Here is an 18,618-nt window from a genome sequence, read left to right as displayed (position 1 = left end):
TGAACGCGAGTAAAAATGCTGGAGCGTCTAGCCATTTCAGAAAACTTTGCCTAGACCCGCAATGATGGCACTTTCTTGCCCCCGCACGGATGTATTTTTTACAAAAGTGACAATGCATACCTACTGCCTAACGCCTCAATAACCGGCACAGTTTTACTATAACCGGCGCCTGAAAGGCGCATAGTTAATTTATCTATTAAACGCACTAACTAAAAAATATTTGTTGTCTACGAACATTTTTTCTGCGCATGTTTTAATTTTTTCACCAGATAATGATCCAAAACCTCTGAGATCTAATACGCCCAAACAAAATATATAAGAGCAGATCATAGCAAAATAGTAACTTTCATACCGACCAATGGAGGACTTACTTGTTCTGAACGGACTTAGAACTGCACCATGAGACCTTTCGTTTCTCATATTAAACAATAAAAGTGAGAGCAAAAGCTCCATTCTCTGGTTTGGAGTTGGCACATTACACTCATTTGCAAGATCCAAGCATTTATAAGAAGAATTCCTTGCTCTTTGGGTACCTTTTTTACCGGACAGATAGAGCTTTAGAAAACTTGCCCCCTTATTTATTCGCTCAGTCGATATGCTGCCTCCTGCTTGACCAGAATCATCTACTGCAAAACGCTTTATAAATTCATTATAAAACAGGGCACCAAAACAATGACTAGCTCGATCCGTTAACTGTTTACTATTTCCATCTGTAAGGAAGTGCGCTTCACAAATCCGTTTAACTAAAAAGCGGCACGTCATTAGCGGAATATTCACACCCAAAAGATCTATAATCGATTCCCAATCTTCCCTTGATTGGTTCAGGAGCCTCTGAGGAACGCCTTGTACAATTCCTTTAACACCTTTCCTGGAAAAGAAAAAACTGCCAGCTTCATCAATAATTTTAAAGCAATGGTCAAACATAAAGTCAGGTCTGTATGGAAGGAGTTCCAAGCCATCTATTAAGTGACCAATACATGTTTGATATATAGGATCGTCTCCATAACCAAGCTGAACAGGATAAAATGGTGCAACCCCGTTTACTTTATTCAGTTTTTTCTCAAATTTACTCTCAGCTTTAAACTGAATAACTTCAGGGTATTTATTGTGGCAATGAACTCTTTCTTTTTTGAAATCCAAAACAAACCTCAGATAGTAAAACGCTGTTAAGCTTAAAGCTGCATTGTGTTACCAACGCTAGGACTAAACTTGAAAAAGCAACGTAAACACAGAACCAACCTTGAACCGGAAATACTAAACATCATAAATCACTGTTAGGTTCTGTCTGAAAAGTTGGCTCTCATGCATTGCTCAATGCAAGCCAGTGTCACCATGGCCTTGAAGCTACTGGCTAGTTTGTCATAACGCGTATTGAGCCGACGCTTTTCCTTCAACCAGCCAAACAGACGCTCCACCACGTTACGCTGACGATATTTCGGCCGGTCAAATTGATGCGGAAGGCCAGGCTTTGGGCGTCGATGCATACGGCGCTGCGGAATGATTGGCCGCATGCCGTAACGCGTGCAATAGTGCCGTAGCGCATCACTGTCGTAGCCCTTGTCCGCCACGATATACCGGCTGCGTTTTCTTGGTCGGCCAGACCGCCCAGGCAACCGAACCTTCTCTAGAAGCCCCGTCAGGAAGGTCGAATCGGCACGCTGGCCTGCTGATAGTGAAAACGTAATGGGAAAGCCTCGACTATCGCATAGTAGGTGTATCTTCGTGGTCAACCCGCCACGACTACGGCCGAGCGCATGGTCTACCGGCTCTATGGATCCCCCTTTTTACCAGCACCACTGGCTGACCGAGTTGCTCTAATGGACGTTGAATCCACCATCCATGTATCGAGGTCCATGTAACCATCTTCACGCAGACGTAGATGCAAGCGCGTCAACATCTGATCGAAGGTGCCATCATCGCGCCACTGTCGGAAGCGCTGATAGACGGTCTCCCCCTCTGTCAGCCTAGTTGTCCAGTTGGCAATATCGCCTAAATCACATCCAGAGGGAGCGGCATGGAGCACGTGTGCCACGTTATTCTAAAGAGCGTAAAGCGGCTGTCTTGAAAAAGTTACTGCCGCCCCACAATCGTAGTGTGGTGTCAGTTGCCACTGAAGAAGGCATCTCTGACGCGACGCTGTATAGTTGGTTAAAACAGTGTCGAGAAAAAGGAGTACCTGTGCCGGGTTACACCCAAAGCGACAGCGAATGGTCGCCAGACGCCAAGCTCGCGGTGGTCATCGAAACTGCCACCCTGTCAGAAACAGAGCTTGGGGCTTACTGCCGCGAAAAAGGTCTTTATCCCGAGCAGATCCAGCAGTGGAAAGCCGCTTGTCTCCAGGGCGCTGGTCAACAAGACGATCAGCAAAAAACGGCACAAAAGCAGCGTAAAGAAGACCGTAAGACGATCAAACAGCTCAAAGCGGAAGTGCGCCGCAAAGATAGAGCCTTAGCGGAAACCACCTCGTTACTGGTGCTCTCAAAAAAGCTCGACGCCTTGTACGGCGAAGACCCGAACAGCGGCGGGGACGACTGACACCGCTTGAGGAACGTGCAAGGCTCATTGCGTTGTTTGATGAAGCGGTCACCGGGGGCGCTTCCCGTTATCAAGCAGCGGCGATTATCGACGTGAGTGAGCGCACGCTGAAACGCTGGCGTTCTGGGGAGGGCGCTGTGGCTGAGGATCAGCGTCTACACGCGGTACAAGGCAGTCAGCCGCATCAGCTGACTCATGAGGAGGAACAGGCCATTTTAAACGCCTGCAATCGCCCCGAGTATCGAAGCCTACCGCCGTCTCAGATCGTGCCGTCACTGGCTGATCAAGGGGTCTACTTGGCCTCCGAGTCGTCGTTCTATCGGGTACTGAAAAAGCACCAACAGCAGCACCACCGCGGGCGCATGAAGCCACGTCGCCCAGTGCCTGAGCCGACGAGCTTTACGGCCACTGGGCCTAACCAAGTCTGGTGCTGGGACATCAGCTACTGCTCTTCCGTTGTGCGTGGCCAGCACTGGTATCTTTACCTGATCATGGATATCTACAGTCGCAAAATCATCGCCTGGGAAGTCCACGATGCGGAATCAGGCGAGTTAGCGAAACACCTGCTGGAACGCGCCTTATTGCGCGAAGGTTGCTGGCACCAGCCTCCAGTGCTGCACTCGGATAACGGTGCGCCGATGACGTCTTATACGCTGAAAGCGAGGTTAACAGAGCTTGGGATGTTGATGTCTTACAGCCGACCGAGAGTGAGCAATGACAACCCTTACTCAGAAGCGTTGTTCCGCACCGTCAAATATTGCCCCGCATGGCCTACAAAGGGCTTTGCATCGCTAAACGCGGTACGTGACTGGATGCTGACGTTCGAACGTGCTTACAACGAAAAGCACCTGCACAGTGGCCTTCGCTACGTGACGCCCGCTGATCGGCATCGAGGTGTCGACCGAGAACGCCTTGAACATCGCAAAGCGGTGTATGAAAGCGCCAAGCGCCGACATCCACAGCGCTGGTCAGGCAACACCCGAAACTGGGAAGTACCTGGTTCGGTAGCGCTCAACCCTGGCAAGCTGCAGGAAGTTGAGCGTAATAAACGGGCTGCTTAGAGGCAGCCATTTGGACAACTGGGTTGAAAATTACCGGTCTTCCAGGGGCCATAACGTTCCGGCAGATCGCGCCATTGCGCACCGGAGCAAAGAATCCACAGAATACCGTTCAGCATCTGGCGGTCGTCCCGGCGAGGACGTCCCATGGTCTGCGGCGGAGAAACGATGTCCTTGATCATCTGCCAACGCTGATCAGAAAGCTCGTAACGGCCTGTCATATCGCCCTCCTGCTCAATGAACGGAGGTAGCGTAACATTTATGACTTTTCAGACAGAACCTAGATTCTTTTTCAAATGTAGACTTATTGCAAGTATACAGTATTTCCCTTGGCCTCACCAAAGTCACTAGGAGTAACGCTATTATACATGATTTTCAACAATCGAATAAAATTGGCATTTTTTTCAAGTTCATCTGGGGACATGCTAGCCAAAACATCCTCAAAGTTTCGCTTGCAATCTTCTATTGACTTAGCCACTGGAAGTGAATCTAAATTGCTATGGATAATGTTTATTTTATTTTCCAAGCACTTATACTGAAAATCGTTTAAAACTGATTTCTTTAACAATTTTTTTGTTAACCTTCTTGCTTTTTCACGCTGCCCATTTTTTACTAGAGCTAGCAAGTATTTATCCAAAACCGCCATTTCATATTCATTATCAATCGATTCTAAATTTACAAACTCCCTTAAAACATTTACCCTTATGGATGGAAGGGTGGTACTTAACAAAGTAGCTGTATTTGGAGTATTTTCCAAGCCAGAAATTTTCAGCTCATCAATCAATATTAGGTCAAATAATCTGACCGCCTTATTTACAGCAACTGAAACTTCATCTTCTGCAACCTCACGTTCCGAATTAAAGTGTGATGCCTGATTCCCCACATGCTCTATTGTATATAAATCATCAATTATCGATTTCGAGTAATATGGTGAAATCTCCTTAATCTTATCGCCGAGCGATAATGTAGAAAATTTTTCACTCTTACTTTTAGCTCCATCGCTTAAAAACAGCTCAATAAGCATTTCTGCGTACCAGCGTGCTGCCCAGCCACGTGTTTCAATTGCGATCTCATCAGATAACATTTCACTTAGCCTATTTTCTCCAACTTTCGGAGACAAAACAGTACTCATTATTATTTACTCACTTTAACAGTAATTATAAGGAAGACTACATAGCCTCAATAAACATCTCGGCGAACTCATTGAGGTTATGTTGCCACGTCATTTGAATCTACCCCATTGCTTGCCTTGAGAGCAAAGAAAATTTTGATATTTATCTAAAAGTCGCATGCTGGCACGTTCTTTCCCTGACAGTAGCACTGGATATAAATTCTCAATGAGCCTCATTCTTTGATACTGATTTTTAGGTTAGTTGCCACACTAAGACAATAGCTAGTTTGATTGACAGCCCCAACAAGTTGACTTTTAGCTTAGCTTGATACACATCATCTTCCTACCACGCCACTACTGCTTTTCCAGTAGCAACGTTAAGTAGTCGAGCGGGGGGTAGGCGGATGACAGCTGCTAAGCATTTGGGAAGCCTGTGTTGGGAGGAAAACTGTTCGGCAGGCATGAACAACTGGTTGAAGTGAAAGCAAGGCAAATTATGGAAGGCTGGAGGTTGCCTAATTGCTAACAATGCCAAATTCATACCCAACTGATAGTCAGAATGAGCCAACGTAAGACATCAGAGAGATCGTATCCTAAGATTAATCGCAACCCAGATTAATCTGATATTGGTGTTTAAGCACGAATCAGTTAGCTATTTTCTGTTTGCTTCAAAATCGACAAAATTGGGCTGTTTGAAAACAGTGCTTTTCTGCAATATTTCTATTTGCATGAATTTCGGAAAACTCTATTATTGAGTCCCCCCTTTCCGGGGAATTATCCTACAATCTGGCTCTTACCCACCTAGCCGTGCATAATTACCTGATATACATCCAAGCCTTTCAAAAAGTTGAGTTACGATGCTAACACCTGCCAAACCTTTGAGGTTCATCGATGCCTTCGCTGGTTGCGGCGGCCTATCACTAGGCTTGATGCAAGCAGGGTTGAAAGGATGCTTTGCGATTGAGCGGGACAGATTCGCTTTTGCGACTCTCAGCGAAAATCTTCTGGCTGAGCGTTCACCGTATAGTTACGAATGGCCATCCTGGCTTCCTAAAGAACCGACCGGTATCGTCGAACTCATAAATGAATACCAAGACCAACTCGAAGAAATTTCGGGCAGCATTGATGTTCTAGTAGGTGGGCCACCCTGCCAAGGGTTTTCTAGCGCTGGCCGGCGGCAGCACGATGATCCGCGCAATCAGTTATTCGCCTCTTATTTAAATTTGGTCGAGATCATCAAACCTAAAGCGGTTTTGATTGAGAACGTCCGTGGATTCACACTCGACTTTAGCGTCGGAGACGAGACCAAAAATTTTTCTCAGCTTCTAAAAGCAGAACTATCTGACGATTACACAGTTCATGAGCAATTGCTCAACCTTTCAATTTTCGGCGTACCACAGGCTCGTACACGCTACTTTGTTCTTGCTTTCCGCTCTGAATTAAATGTGCCAGATCCATTCGCACATCTTCAAAACAGTCTTCCTTCTTTTTTGCGCTCGTTGCGCCTAACCGCACCAGTCTCGTCGGGAGCGGCTATTTCCGATCTTGAGGTTGGCTCAAATGGCACGCAACTGTCGACTGAAAGTAAGGGGTTCAAAGAAACTTGTTACTCAGGCCCGCTCACTCACTACCAAAAGTTGATGAATGCTGGGTGCAAAACTCCTACTGACCTACGCCTTGCTCGGCATGCTGAGCACATCAAAGAGCGTTTCAAAGAGATTATCGCTCTGAGTCACGCCGAAGGTCGTTTGAACGTAAGCATTGGAGCTGATATGCGAGCACGCTTCGGTCTTAAAAAGCTGGCTCTGCGTGTACTTGACCCTGAGCGTCCATCGCCAACTATTACAAGCATGCCGGACGATCTGTTGCATTACTCAGAGCCACGCACACTAACGGTTCGTGAGAACGCAAGACTACAAAGTTTTCCTGATTGGTACTCATTCCAAGGGAAGTACACCTCAGGTGGTCATCGGCGAAAACAAGAAGTGCCTCGCTTCACTCAAGTGGCAAACGCAGTACCGCCGCTTGCCGCACGTGCAATTGGAGAAACATTGGCCAAGTTGCTCAGAAGCGAGACTATAACGACGGATATGTGCGACTTAAATGTCAACTCACCTTTGCATATCTTCCAGCAGAGTGCGGAAGTCTGCCCGTAAACCCAATATCAACTTGCGAAGCTCTCGCATTTCTTCAAGGTCGACGGTCTCTCCGGCACCATCGATAACGGAGCTGGGCTTACCATTAGGAACTAAAACCGCATGCCCGAGAATATTACGCTTACCTACGACACCATTACGATAACTCTCAACCATTTCCACATTGGTTGAATAGTCCGCGAATTCGTCCATACCCAGAATACTCGAAAGCATGCGAAGACGATGGTCCGAAGTAAAAAGCATATGGGCCTTTAAAAGAGCTTCAACGCTAGGTGTAGCTTTTAGTTTTTCTCCTTGTTTGGCAATGTTTTTTACTTGTCTATCAACACGTTTCATCGCTTCTTCAATCAAATTGGCCTTGCCTGTATCATCGAGTTTGTTATGTGCCAAGGCCAAGCAGTTTTTGACCATATGATCGATATCACTTGTCGCCCCCATAACGATGCCACGTGTATGATCTAGATCAAGAACCTTTTTAATCAGTGACTCAAAGACACCGATCACCTCATCGACCAGCCCTTCTCGGCTAGCGCAGTAGACGCCTTCAAGCTCTCGTTCATAAACTTTTTTTCGCAGCTCGACAACCGATGCCTGCCCAGAATAGAAAACCACGTCTTTATACTGGACAATCTCACGGATGCGCTCGATCGCATCCTCACCGTGCATGTTATTACCAAGATCCCAATCTACAAGGATCAAGTCTATCTGGTCTGCGAAAACGTGATCTTCGACGACTTGTACTACTTCATCAATCGTCGAGCATGGGCGAGGTTTAAACTCGAATCCCTCGGCAGCCATCTGCAACTTAATGTATTTGATCTGATGGGCAACACTAGCAGGCTGGTCATCTACCCAAAGCACATTGAAATCGAGTCTCACTCTTTTCTCCCTTTAGCAGCGATTTTAATGATGAGGGCCAGCCCCTTTTCTGCTTTATCATCGAGTTCGATACTGCCCCCCATTTCGCCAAGGGCTTGCCGGACATGATACAGGCCAAGGCCTGAACCTAGTGTGGTCGTGTAGCCCATCTCAAAAATTTGTGAACGATTAGTGCCTTGAGCCAGCCCACGCCCGTTATCGCTCACATGGATCGTAAGGCCACCCTTATTCTCATTCTTTAAAACAAACTGAATGCGTGATGCTCTAGCCTTTCTGGCGTTACTAATTAAATTGTCGACAATAATTGACGCGTCAATCGGGTTAAAACGTAGTTTCATGCCTGGGTGAGTGTTCTCAGCTGATATCTGAAGCCGGGCGCTGCCTGTGGTGCGAGCAATCTGTTCGATGTAGTCATAAATGAAAGCGGCCAGGTCGGTCTCAATTTTTTCGGAGTCGAGTTTAAAGTTCGCTTGAGCCGCAAACTTTGTCACTGACATTACCTTCCTATTAAGGAAGGCCATCTGTTCTAACGTTTTAAGAACGGTATCACGTGGAATAGATGTCTCGTCCGCAGTCTCAATCAGGAAGTTCTCTATCTGCTGTGCAATGTCCACCGCATAGATCGTCACCTGATGGTGCAGATTTAGTATCGTGGCAGAGTCTACTTTGACAAAAGACTCGATGAAGTGCGCACGCCGCCGCTCTGTTTCAACCTCTGCCTCAGCCGTTTCGGCGCGGACATTTGCAGCTTCGGCTGCCGCCATCGCCGTATCGGCAACGCGGCGTGCATCAGCCTCTGACTTCTTCAAATCATCGAAACGACGTTCGGCCGAGTCGAGCCGAGCGAGCATGTCCTTATCGTCGGTTTTCTCGGCGATCGCACGCAAGCTGACTAGCGATGTTTCAAAATCGCGAGAGCGCTCGTTGATTAAGTCGACTAGCCGCTTGCTATACTCGATTAGCCGTACCTTTTTATTGTCGACGAGGTTGGCGACCGCGGCAGTTACGCGAGCACGTCCAGGGTCTGTCATCAGCCTGGAAAGATCGTCAGTATTGGCATCCGGTTTGTCGGCCCAAGACACAGGAACCACGTACTTCTCTAAACGCTTCAGGCAGTGCTCCATGACCGCCTTTTGCAACTGCTCTACCGCTGGAGTTTCGATGAGCCCCTGATTTCGGCTTGATGCTTCCTGAAAGTCTTCATCGGACCCAGAAACATCGACACGTCCAATGATTTCACGCGTGCCTAAAAAGCGCGCATAACCTTGCTGCTTACGACGACTGAAGCCAAACCAATCGTCACCGTCTTCTCCGATTGGATAGACACGGAAATTATTCCTAAAGAGGAAGACAGAACCGAACTGAACTGAAGGTAAGCCAACACGCCGAGCAAAAGTGACCTTAGCTGACTGGTTGAGGTAGTAGATCTCACACCTAAAATCAGCCGTCGAAAGATGCTGATATGGATTTGGTTCGGCAATTCGATAGATGATCTCTCCACGATCCGTAAGCGCCGTGTGTAGCTCATCACCATCAATAGTTACCCGAATGAATGTCGTCTTATCTTGCAGCGTAGCGAATATAAAATTACCGACCTGACCGTTTACCAGATCTTTAGGAAGAGGCCCGTCTACTTCTTTGGTATGCGACTCAGTAAGCCGCTTGTCCTCTGCTGCCTCGGCAGGTGCGATGATATAAATACCAAAGCCATCAGTTTGTTCGCCAAAAGGATTAATCAGCTTCGCAATCGACGCTTTCAGATCGAGGATGCGCTGCCGAGGCCAAGACCGCCTCAGCTGATGAATACTAACCACAGTGCCATGCTTCAGGGTCGACTCGAATTCACTCAACTCATGCGGCAGTTGAAATGCATTCTGCTCGGCATAGCGAACAGGAACCTTCTCGAAATGCTCCTTGGCATCCTTCTCAAACAGCTCCCAGTCAACGGCTAGCCGGTGAACTGTGGTGGTCGGGCCTCGAGGTCGGCTTTGTATGACAACTTCCGAGCCCAGGCGATCAGATGAGAAACGACCTATTCCCTTGCTACCAGCATAGTGTCGGCGCTCGGCAGCTATATTGCGAAAATCACCTTCAGGGCGATCGCTGCGCTTGGAGGAATAAGCAACGAACAGCCATTTGTCTGTGAGGTCTTCATAGGACATACCGGAACCGTTGTCCGCGATAACAATCATGTCGTCGCCGAAATACAAATGCACGTTGTCTGCGCCAGCATCAAAAGAATTCTTAACGAGCTCGAAGATCGCGACTTCGTCATCCGTTATGAGTTCCCGGCCAAGTACACGCTTAAGGCCAGTGCTGACATCAAAATGTAAGTTCCCCTTATCAGACAAGCTGGTCTTCCTCTTATGATTATATGCAACGAAAAGAGTAACACTCTCCCGTCATTAAAAGCTTTCAGCCATACAGTATCATGAGCACAAGAGCTCCTTCATTATATTTAATGCGCACTAGGGTCGCGTACTTCTTAGCATACGCAAGCCGCTAGTAAGTTTTATCAAGGCAGCAAAATGGCAAATATTTCCAATAAAAATAGGAAATATAGCCGACTACTAAAGATGGTTCGATAATCGAATGAGGTTGCCTCTAACTCAACCCCACACAAAGCATCACCCCACCAAACCACTGCTGCTTTAACCCTTGCTGCTTTTCCAACAGCAGCGTTAGGTAGTCGCGCAGAGGGTGGACGGAGGGCAGCGCGGCGAGATGCGCGCGCAGCCTGCGCTGGTAAGGAAACTGTTCAGCAGGCACGTGCAGCGGCGTGGCGTTTTGGGTAAGCCATTCAATGTTGGGCAAGAGCAAGTGGGTAGCACCGCTATCCAGCGCTAGCGTGACGCCTTTTACATCGAAGTCACCGGCGTAGATGTGTGTTCGGCGGGTTTTGCGCCACGCCTCGGCCAATAAGGCAAAGCCGCCGCCGTAGTGGCTGTCGCCGCGGTAGACGACCAGCGGGTTTACGTAGTTGTTTAGTGCGGGTAGTTCCGGCGAAAACTCATAAAAACTGTCTAGGTTTTCGACCTGCACCAGAGCGCTGAACGCACTCAGCTTTAACCCCAAAACATCTACATCGCGAATAGCGCGTGGCTCGCTGGCAAGCCCTGTTGTTGGTTGAGATGGAAAGCTGACGAGTACCCTTCTTGCACGTGGGCTTTCGCGGGTTGCTTTGTCTTCTTCTACGCCCTCTTTCGCCTGGGCGCTGCTGGTCAGGCCGCTGAGTGAGCGGCCTAGCGGTGCTAGGCGGGCGCTCTCTAATACGTCATTAATCTGCGCCAGCAAGGCCGCATCAAAACGCAGCGCTTTACTGTTGATTCGCGTGGCCAGGTCAATGTCGTACTGGTGGCACCAGGCCACTACGTCGTCTACCCACTGGCGGCGCGGCTTCTCCACCGTGGGCTGGCGGAGAAGTTCGCGGGCCACACCGTTAAGGCCATTGCGTGCGCGGCTGGGTAGGTTCATACAGCCAGCTGCAGTTCTACATCGTGGATCAGGCGCAGGTGATTGAATTGGCTGGCCTGGCTCTCCTGCTGTTTGAGCCGAAACGCCTTCTGGTCGCTGCGCGGTAGGCCCTGGTATTCGGAAATCACCTGGAAGAGCCAAATCTCATCCGGCCACTCCAGCGGGCTTGCGTGCAGGTACTCAAGGGCGCTGACCGGCTCCGCCTGGGGCTGGTCGATCACGCTCAAATAGAAGTGCTCCACATCCTGCTTGAGCGCTTGCTGGCGGGCGGTGGCTAGGCTGCTCTCCTGGGCTTGTGCAGGGGCGGCGGCTTCAACCGTTTGCGTGGTATGGCGCGGCTGGGGTAGCTGGTGCAGCAGCTCGGCGAGCAAGCGGCTATCCAGGTTGCGATCCAGCGCTGGGGCGGCTGCGGCGCTTAGCGGGGCGGCTTGATTGACTAGCCCTGGCACCTCGCTGCGCCGGGCGTAGTTGCCCGGCACAAAGCCGGGATGTTCGCGCATAAAGGCGGCCATGCCGCTGATCAGGCGGCTGCGCGCCTGCTGTTTACGAAAGCGCGCCATCAATTCGATCAAGCGCCGCTGCACTTCGCGCAGGCCGGTGTAGTGGTGGCTTAACTGCTGCTGCAGCTGGCTGATCAATAGCTTGCGCAGGCTACCGTCACTGCCTACCAGTTCGATCAGCTCGTCGAAGTCGATCAGCGCCAGGCCATCCAGCAGCCTCGCGATCTGCTTCTGGGCGCGGTCGTTTTCGCGGATCTTGTCGTTGAGCTGGCTGACGAAACCAAAATCGCTATTCAGCCGCTGCCATAAGCTGTCGATGGCATCGGCGAAGCGCCCGTTCAGGTCGTCGACTTCCTGGCGCAGGCGCATCAGCTGCTGCTCCAGCCGCCAGTGTTCGCCGCGGCTGCGCGCTTCCCGGTAGCTGTGTACCAGGGCGCGAATCAGCTCCAGGGTTTCCGCTACATCGGCATTCACATGGCGGCGGGTCTCGTCGGCGAGCATCTCGGCGATCAGTTCGCGCACCTTGGGCGCCAGCTTCACGCCGCTCTGCTCGTCCGGCCGCCATAGAATGCGCGCCGCCAGCAGCTTGCGTAGCGCGCTATCGCTGAGAGATTCCAGCGGCACTTCATCGCGGGTGTAGGCCTGCATCAGTACATCGGCGTGTTTGCCGAGCAGCGCCAGCCGTTCGCTGCCGGTTTTCAGCAGGCGGCTTTCGAGTGCATGCTCACTGCCACTCACAGAAGGGCCTCCTGAGCGCCAGAGCCCTCCTCGCTGCCCTCTTCGATGGGCAGGTTCTCTTCATCGCGAATAAAGCGCACCAGATCCACGAGGTAGTCGATCTTGCCGGTGACCACGAACACCTGCCGCTCTGAATGCGGCTGAAGCAGGTAGCCGTGCTCTTTCAGGCGCTTGAAGACCTGCTTTACCTGGGCATCGAGCTGGTCACTTTGCGAGCCAAAAAAGCTGTCGGTGGCCAGGCGCTCCAGGCGTTCGCGCAGGCTTTGGTTGTCTTCGCACTTGGCGCTGAATTCGGCGGGTTTGAGCACATCGCCGGGGGCGGCCAGGGTATCGCGGCCCAGCGCCTCTTGAACCAACTGCAGCCACTCCAGCAGCGGCAGCAGGCTATTGAGCGTATCACCGAGCTGGCGGGAGAGCTGATCGCGAGCGTTGTCGTTGAGCTGACGCCAGGCCAGAAAGTAGACGCTGCCGTCTTCGTTGCTGGCTAGCCGCCGGTTAAGCGGCCGCAGGTAGGTGTCGATCTCTTCCCGGGTCTCTTCATTGGCGAGATGGCGATAGCCGCTCTCATCGCTGACCGGGCAGACAAACTCCCCGGCCAGCAGGCGCTCTAGCAGTGGGCCATGTTCGATCATACCGTCACCTCCTGCTGACGTTCCTGGAGCCGTTCGGCCAGGCGGCTTAGCCGTGGCTCGATGCGTTTTAACACCCGCTTATTGGGGTTGGCCTCATCGCGATCAATCAAGTAGCGGTTGGCGAACAGCAGCAGCACGTCGGACTCGGGGTTGGGAAACGCGCCGACGATATGAATGCGGTTGCTGTCGCAGGCGTCGAATAGTTTTTCGACGTTGTGGTAGGCCAGGGTGCCGATCTCATCGATGGGCCAGTGGATGGCGATCTCCGCATCGCCGCGCAGCAGGCGGGTAAAGGCGAGTAGGAACTTGCACAGAATCAGATACGCCATGCCGTGGCTGGAGGACTCCAGCAGTTGACGGTCGTTCTTGATCACCAGATCGGTGCCGCCTTCGTTCAGGTGTAGCTCCAAGCGCAGCAGGCTTTCGAAGCTGTATTGCTGGTCGCTGCGCAGCAAATCGACCACGTCCGCCAGGGCATTGAGGTAGTCGTCGCTGGGTAGCGTCTGTCCGGATTCCCGCCACTCTTTATAGCGCTGGGCGAACAGCTTCAGCGGCTCCCAGAAGCCCAGTTCATCGATGGTGGACTGGATGCGCACTTCGGCCTTGGTGATGCCTTCCAGGCGCAGGTCGTCGGCGACCTCTTCGGAGAGTCGGCGGCTTTGGGCGCTGATGCGGCGGTTCAAATCGCGGAACACGGTGAAGAACTTATCCAGGTCGTCGCTTAGGTTGCGCCCTTCCTGAATCAGCTGCTGCTGTTGATCTTCGAGCAGTTTGAGCATGTCGCGCAGTAGCGGCAGCTGTAGGCGTGGGTTGTCGCTTTGCAACTTGCTGCGCTCGCTCTCCAGCGCTTCGGCGAAGCCGCTGCTGGCGTCCTTGATCAGCTGGCTTTCGACCTCCAGGCAGCCACGGCGTAGCTGCTCGATGAGCTGGTGGCGATTGCCCAATGCCTGGCGGGCGCGCTCAATACGCTCGTCCACATCGCCCAGTGGCGTGCCGGGCGCCTGGCCGTCGGGCTCGATAGCCAAGGTTTCCAGCTGGGTGAGTAGCGGCTTCAAGGCTTCCAGGCAGGCGTATTCGCTTTCCCGCTGGGTTTTGAGCGTGCTGACCGTGCTTTGGTGAGTTTTGCGCGCCGCCTGAAAATCGTTTTTCAGGTGCTCTTTATCCCGCTGCAGCTTTTGCTCCGCCTGCTCCAGCTCGGCCTCCTGGGCGACCAGCTGCGGTTTATGCTGGCCCCACTCGACGCGCATAAAGCGGGTGTATTCGGTGAGTTCATCCTGACGGGCGGCGGTGACGCGAATGCGTTCATCCTGGCTGGCCAGCCGCTCTTTAGTATCTTTTAGCTTGGCGGGGTCGACGCCCTGCTCGGCCAGCTCCTGGCTAAAGGCCTCTTCCAGCTCCGCGCGCTGGCGCTGGTGTTCGCTGTTGGCGTCGCTCAACTGCTGCTTATACTGACGCAGTTGGGCATCCAGGCTATCTACCTGGCTTTGGCCGTCGGCTTTTAGCTCTAACAACTGGCTTTGGTGGGTCTCGCTGAGGGCGGCGAGTGCTTGCTGCTTCTCTTCCCGCAGCTCCTTTTGTGCCTGCTCCTGGCTGGCTAGCGCGGTTTGATGAGCAGTGCGGCGCTCCTGCTGGCGCTTGGTATGGCGCTCTTGCTGCTGGCGGCGGGCCTCTATCGCAAACTCGACTTCCTGCTCGGCGCGCTTGTGGGCCATGCGGCCCTGATCTTGGGCTTCATCGGCCTGTTGCACCCGCTCGTTATGCTGCTTGAGCGCTTTCTCGGCGGCTTGGCTCTCTGACTGCACCCGGCGTTTGGCTGTGTCCGCCTCTTCGATGGCGGCCAGCAGGCTGGCTTCATCCTGGGCGTAATCCGGCAAGGCAATGGCGGAAAGATCCAGCGACAGCCCGAACAGGTCATCGCTTGCGCCTTCCGCCAACTGCGGGGCGAGGTCACGCCGCTCCAACAGCTCTGGCGCAATCACCTTGCCCAGCTGCTGCTCCCAGCCAGGGCGGTGGTAGCGCAGGAAGTGGCGCAGGCTGCCCTGCTCCGGGTCGCGCTGCTGGTAGAGCGCAAAGCAGCGCTGCTCGGCGCGCTCCAACTGCTGGCGAAGTTGCACCAGTTGCTGTTCGGCACTGTCGCGTTCGCGTTTGCGGCTTTCAAACTCTCGGCGCAGGCCATCCAGGGTAGCGGCCGATGCATTGCGCTCCTGCTGGGCCTGATCCAGTCGCGCCTGGGCAAGCTCCGCCTCGGAAGCCTCTTCAGCGGTCTGGGTCGAGAGCGAGAGCTGCGCTTTCAGTTCGGCTAGCTGCTCGACGCCGAGTTCCAGTTGCGCCTGGTACTCGCCCTCCAGGCGTTGGCGCTCCTGCTGGTAGCGTTCGTTGAGCTGCTGTTCGGACTCCCACTGCTGCTCCCGACGCAGGGCTTTCTCTTCGACCAGGGCGTCGATCAGTTCCTGGGATTCACGGGTCTGGCGGGCCAGCGCCTCGGAAAGTTCGCGCAGCCGACCATCCAGGCGCGCCTGGCTCTCTTTTACCGCGTCCTGCATCACGTTTAGGTGGGTGCGCAGCTGGTCACGCTGTTCCCGCCACTGGGGCAGCGCGTTGATGTCGCGCTCCAGGGCGGGCATATCCGCCTCGGCGTATTGCTCGTACTGGGTTTGTAGATCATTCAGGCGGCGCTGGGCCTGCTGCAAATCGCTGACCACTTCGCTGTGGCGGTCGTTTAGCTTATCCCGCGCCTCACTGTAATCGCTCTCCCGCTGCTGGAACTCGCGGTGATGTCGGGCAAGCGCAGCATCCACATCGGCCATTTGCCGCTCTGCTTTCTGGCGGTCCTCTTCCAGCTGGGGCTTCAGTTGCCACAGCGTGGCATCTAGGTCGGCGAGTTCACGGTCGATACCGGCGAGCCGGGCAAGAGAGGCCTGCAGCGGTTCCAGGCGCATGGATTGGCGCATCTGGGCAATCCACTCCCGCGCCTTGGTGTTGCGAATCCGTGTCACCGGCAGCTCAACGCCATCCTCTTCGAAAATCGCCGCCAGCATGGTTTTGAGGGTGTCCATCTTGCCCTCTTTGGCATGCACCGCAGAAACCAGCTTTTCGATATGGCGGATGCGCCGCTCGGGTTTTACCAGACTGAACTGGGCCGCGATTTGGCGCAGTTTGAGGCCATCGCGGCTGTTGCCGTGCAGTTGGGTAAAGTCGTTTTGGATCACCGAGCGAAATTCAGAGGTCGCGCCCAGCTTGGGGGAGACCGGCGTGCCGCTACGCCGCAGGCCGCTGGCCCACTGGGTGTAGTCCAGCGCCGCTACGCCCGCCTCGCTCTCCACCAGATAATCTTCCGGCTGGTAGGGCGCGCCGACAAAGCGGTACTCCACCCCGCCCTCGGCTTTGCGGGTCAGCACCGCCTGGCAAATATTGCCCGCTTCACGGCGGTATTCGTACACCAGATAGCTGTTGCGGTGGGGCAGGTAAAACGCATCAAACTTCATGCGCGTTTTGGGCACTACTTTATTGGGAAGCTCGCCGTAAAACACCGGCACCAGGCGCTGTAGCGTGGTTTTACCGGAGGCGTTGGTGCCGCAAATATTGGTGTGACCGTCCACACTCAGTTCAACCACCCCTTCCAGGTGGCCGTGAATCATCACGATGCGTAGCAGGTGGGCCATGCCGTGTCCTTTCGTTTACTAATCGGATCGTTATGCTGATCGCTGAAAGTGGCTATATTGCCAGACACAGACCAAAGCGGCTACGCGGCTAAAAAAAGCTGGCTCACTATAACACCTAGTGCTATACATTAAGGGTAACAGTACAGGTATCAGATGCGAGTATTTAAAAACAAAGTGTTCAGAAAATGGGCAGCAAAGGAAGGACTGGATGATGCTGCTTTGCTAGCTGCAGTTGAGGAAATGGAGCGCGGCCTGATTGATGCCGACCTAGGTGGTCATGTGGTGAAAAAACGCGTGGCAATCGGTGGTAGAGGCAAGAGCGGCGGGGCCAGAACCCTGTTGGCTTATAAGATCGGTAATAAGGCGTTCTTTGTTTATGGTTTTGCCAAAAATGCCCGCGCTAACATCAGTGCCGAAGAGCTTAAAGCGTTAAAACATTTAGCAAAAGAATTACTGGGCTACGGTGACAAAGCACTAACTGAAGCCATTAAGCATGGCGCATTGATTGAGGTAAAAAACGATGGATAAATCAATCTTAGATATGGTGCATGAAACGGCTCAAGATCTTCACACGGCTGGTGTGATGAAAGAAACCACGCTTCGCGAGTTCGATGCACTCTGTCTGCCGCCAGTAAAAGAGTACACAGCCATACAGATCAAGCGGATTCGCACCAAGAATCACGCCAGCCAAGGAGTATTCGCGGCCTACCTGAATACCAGTGTGTCCACGGTTCAAAAGTGGGAGCAAGGCCAGAAGAAACCTAATGGCCCTTCGCTTAAGCTGCTGAATTTGGTGGCCGAAAAGGGGTTGGAAATACTGGCTTAATCGTTATTACTTTCTACTCTGCCCAGCAGCCCCTCAAAGAAACTCACTGCATTAGCCTCTAATCCTTCCAAGTAGTAGCCGCCTTCCTGGACCACCAGCGTGGGTACATTCAGGCCCGCCACCCTGCGGCCCAGTTCACCAAACCCCGGCGTGGAAACAGCCACCTTGGCCTGGGGGTCGCGCTCGTAGATATCAAACCCCAGCGCCAGCACAATGGCGTCAGGCTCGAACAGGCGAATGGTCTGGCAGGCCTGCTCCAGGCGGTCAAAGAACACCGACTCCTCTGATCCATGGGGCATCGGCAGATTAAGGTTATAACCCAGCCCTGCGCCCTGCCCGCGCTCGTCTTCAAAGCCGGTTACCGCTGGGTAGAAGTTGGTGGTATCGCCGTGGATCGAGATATACATGACATCGTCGCGCTGGTAGAAAATTTCCTGAATGCCCTGCCCATGGTGCATATCGGGATCCATCACGACGATGCGTGGGTAGCGTGAGGTGAGGCGCTGCGCGGCGATGGCGGCATTATTGAGAAAGCAAAAGCCGCCGACGGAATCGATACCCGCGTGGTGGCCCGGCGGGCGCGATAGCGCATAGGCAAATCGATCACCGGCTAACAAGGTCTCCGCACCGGCCACCGCGCTCTGCGCCGACCAATAGGCCGCCTGCCAAGTATGCTGGCCCACTGGCGCGCTACCGTCGGCTAGATAACGCCCGGCTTCCGCCAATATGCCGCGCAGGGCGTTGGGCGAACGCACAAAAATATTGGAGATAACCTCTTCACCCCAATCTTCTCCAAGGGCATGCCAGCGCCGATGAGCGCTTTCCAGAAAGCGCAGATAGGCCAGCGAATGCACTGCCCTTAGCGGCTCTACCCCAAAATCGGCGGGTGCTTGAATATCAAACCCTAGCCGCTTGGCGGCGGCCAGCAGATACGTGGCGCGCTCAGGCACTTCCTGGGGCGTACGCATTTTCCCGCGGGAGAAGTAGGTTTGCGGCTGATGAAGCAATTGATCATCGTGAAAGAACGTCTTCATCGGCACTCTATTC

Annotated in this window: 12 protein-coding genes and 3 pseudogenes; 4 read left to right on the top strand and 11 right to left on the bottom strand. The window is 52.9% G+C overall.

Annotated elements, in window-relative coordinates; translation table 11 throughout:
* Positions 1 to 189: 189 nt before the first annotated feature.
* Positions 190 to 1,140 (bottom strand): hypothetical protein, encoded by a 951-nt coding sequence (locus ACWI0H_RS03360; protein WP_485874840.1) that lies wholly within the window; start codon positions 1,138 to 1,140, stop codon positions 190 to 192.
* A gap of 134 nt (positions 1,141 to 1,274) precedes the next feature.
* Positions 1,275 to 1,948, bottom strand: a pseudogene (locus ACWI0H_RS03355) (IS5 family transposase); the annotation flags it as partial.
* Between the two features lie 77 nt (positions 1,949 to 2,025).
* On the opposite strand from ACWI0H_RS03355, the pseudogene ACWI0H_RS03350 reads away from it, so the two are divergent.
* A pseudogene (locus ACWI0H_RS03350) lies at positions 2,026 to 3,596 on the top strand (IS3 family transposase).
* A 35-nt stretch (positions 3,597 to 3,631) separates the two neighbouring features.
* Here ACWI0H_RS03350 and ACWI0H_RS03345 read toward each other — a convergent pair.
* Positions 3,632 to 3,814: pseudogene (locus ACWI0H_RS03345) on the bottom strand (transposase); the annotation flags it as partial.
* A gap of 83 nt (positions 3,815 to 3,897) precedes the next feature.
* On the bottom strand, positions 3,898 to 4,725 hold the full coding sequence (locus ACWI0H_RS03340) for a hypothetical protein (RefSeq protein WP_485874838.1): 828 nt from the start codon (positions 4,723 to 4,725) through the stop codon (positions 3,898 to 3,900).
* 836 nt (positions 4,726 to 5,561) lie between these two features.
* Here ACWI0H_RS03340 and ACWI0H_RS03335 point away from each other — a divergent pair.
* Positions 5,562 to 6,860 (top strand): DNA cytosine methyltransferase, encoded by a 1,299-nt coding sequence (locus ACWI0H_RS03335; protein ID WP_485874836.1) that lies wholly within the window; start codon positions 5,562 to 5,564, stop codon positions 6,858 to 6,860.
* Here ACWI0H_RS03335 and ACWI0H_RS03330 read toward each other — a convergent pair.
* The 6 genes from ACWI0H_RS03330 to ACWI0H_RS03305 all read right to left on the bottom strand — a co-directional run bounded on the left by ACWI0H_RS03330 (position 6,816) and on the right by ACWI0H_RS03305 (position 16,745).
* On the bottom strand, positions 6,816 to 7,739 hold the full coding sequence (locus tag ACWI0H_RS03330; protein WP_485874834.1) for a PleD family two-component system response regulator: 924 nt from the start codon (positions 7,737 to 7,739) through the stop codon (positions 6,816 to 6,818). The genes ACWI0H_RS03335 and ACWI0H_RS03330 overlap by 45 nt on opposite strands.
* The gene (locus ACWI0H_RS03325) at positions 7,736 to 10,090 is read right to left on the bottom strand and encodes a sensor histidine kinase (RefSeq protein ID WP_485874832.1); all 2,355 of its coding nucleotides are present in this window, start codon (positions 10,088 to 10,090) and stop codon (positions 7,736 to 7,738) included. Before ACWI0H_RS03325 ends, ACWI0H_RS03330 begins: the two co-directional genes overlap by 4 nt.
* A gap of 253 nt (positions 10,091 to 10,343) precedes the next feature.
* Positions 10,344 to 11,213, bottom strand: a complete 870-nt coding sequence (locus tag ACWI0H_RS03320) for a DUF7281 domain-containing protein (protein WP_485874830.1) — start codon at positions 11,211 to 11,213, stop codon at positions 10,344 to 10,346.
* Positions 11,210 to 12,451 (bottom strand): hypothetical protein, encoded by a 1,242-nt coding sequence (locus ACWI0H_RS03315; protein ID WP_485874828.1) that lies wholly within the window; start codon positions 12,449 to 12,451, stop codon positions 11,210 to 11,212. Before ACWI0H_RS03315 ends, ACWI0H_RS03320 begins: the two co-directional genes overlap by 4 nt.
* A complete protein-coding gene (locus ACWI0H_RS03310; protein WP_485874826.1) occupies positions 12,448 to 13,083 on the bottom strand; it encodes a hypothetical protein in 636 nt (211 codons plus the stop codon). Before ACWI0H_RS03310 ends, ACWI0H_RS03315 begins: the two co-directional genes overlap by 4 nt.
* On the bottom strand, positions 13,080 to 16,745 hold the full coding sequence (locus ACWI0H_RS03305; RefSeq protein ID WP_485874824.1) for an ATP-binding protein: 3,666 nt from the start codon (positions 16,743 to 16,745) through the stop codon (positions 13,080 to 13,082). The genes ACWI0H_RS03310 and ACWI0H_RS03305 overlap by 4 nt, the downstream gene beginning before the upstream one ends.
* Positions 16,746 to 16,898: 153 nt before the next feature.
* Between ACWI0H_RS03305 and ACWI0H_RS03300 the strand changes: the two genes are divergently transcribed.
* Complete coding sequence (locus tag ACWI0H_RS03300; protein WP_485874822.1) at positions 16,899 to 17,273, top strand: type II toxin-antitoxin system RelE/ParE family toxin; 375 nt, start codon at positions 16,899 to 16,901, stop codon at positions 17,271 to 17,273.
* Positions 17,266 to 17,571 (top strand): helix-turn-helix domain-containing protein, encoded by a 306-nt coding sequence (locus ACWI0H_RS03295; RefSeq protein WP_179929776.1) that lies wholly within the window; start codon positions 17,266 to 17,268, stop codon positions 17,569 to 17,571. Before ACWI0H_RS03300 ends, ACWI0H_RS03295 begins: the two co-directional genes overlap by 8 nt.
* Here ACWI0H_RS03295 and ACWI0H_RS03290 read toward each other — a convergent pair.
* Positions 17,568 to 18,605 (bottom strand): histone deacetylase family protein, encoded by a 1,038-nt coding sequence (locus tag ACWI0H_RS03290; protein ID WP_485876152.1) that lies wholly within the window; start codon positions 18,603 to 18,605, stop codon positions 17,568 to 17,570. The two genes, ACWI0H_RS03295 and ACWI0H_RS03290, sit on opposite strands and share 4 nt — an antisense overlap.
* Between the last annotated feature and the right edge of the window lie 13 nt (positions 18,606 to 18,618).

The sequence above is a fragment of the Halomonas sp. NYA30 genome (assembly GCF_976980765.1).
The sequence above is the reverse complement of the archived record's forward strand: the minus strand, read 5'-3'. Positions and strand labels throughout refer to the sequence as shown.

What these genes read in the sequence shown, in the direction of transcription:
- ACWI0H_RS03335 (WP_485874836.1), top strand. Translation starts at nt 5,562, where the DNA reads ATGCTAACACCTGCCAAACCTTTGAGGTTCATCGATGCCTTCGCTGGT.
- ACWI0H_RS03340 (WP_485874838.1), bottom strand. Translation starts at nt 4,725, where the DNA reads ATGAGTACTGTTTTGTCTCCGAAAGTTGGAGAAAATAGGCTAAGTGAA.
- ACWI0H_RS03310 (WP_485874826.1), bottom strand. Translation starts at nt 13,083, where the DNA reads ATGATCGAACATGGCCCACTGCTAGAGCGCCTGCTGGCCGGGGAGTTT.
- ACWI0H_RS03305 (WP_485874824.1), bottom strand. Translation starts at nt 16,745, where the DNA reads ATGGCCCACCTGCTACGCATCGTGATGATTCACGGCCACCTGGAAGGG.
- ACWI0H_RS03300 (WP_485874822.1), top strand. Translation starts at nt 16,899, where the DNA reads ATGCGAGTATTTAAAAACAAAGTGTTCAGAAAATGGGCAGCAAAGGAA.
- ACWI0H_RS03295 (WP_179929776.1), top strand. Translation starts at nt 17,266, where the DNA reads ATGGATAAATCAATCTTAGATATGGTGCATGAAACGGCTCAAGATCTT.
- ACWI0H_RS03320 (WP_485874830.1), bottom strand. Translation starts at nt 11,213, where the DNA reads ATGAACCTACCCAGCCGCGCACGCAATGGCCTTAACGGTGTGGCCCGC.
- ACWI0H_RS03290 (WP_485876152.1), bottom strand. Translation starts at nt 18,605, where the DNA reads ATGAAGACGTTCTTTCACGATGATCAATTGCTTCATCAGCCGCAAACC.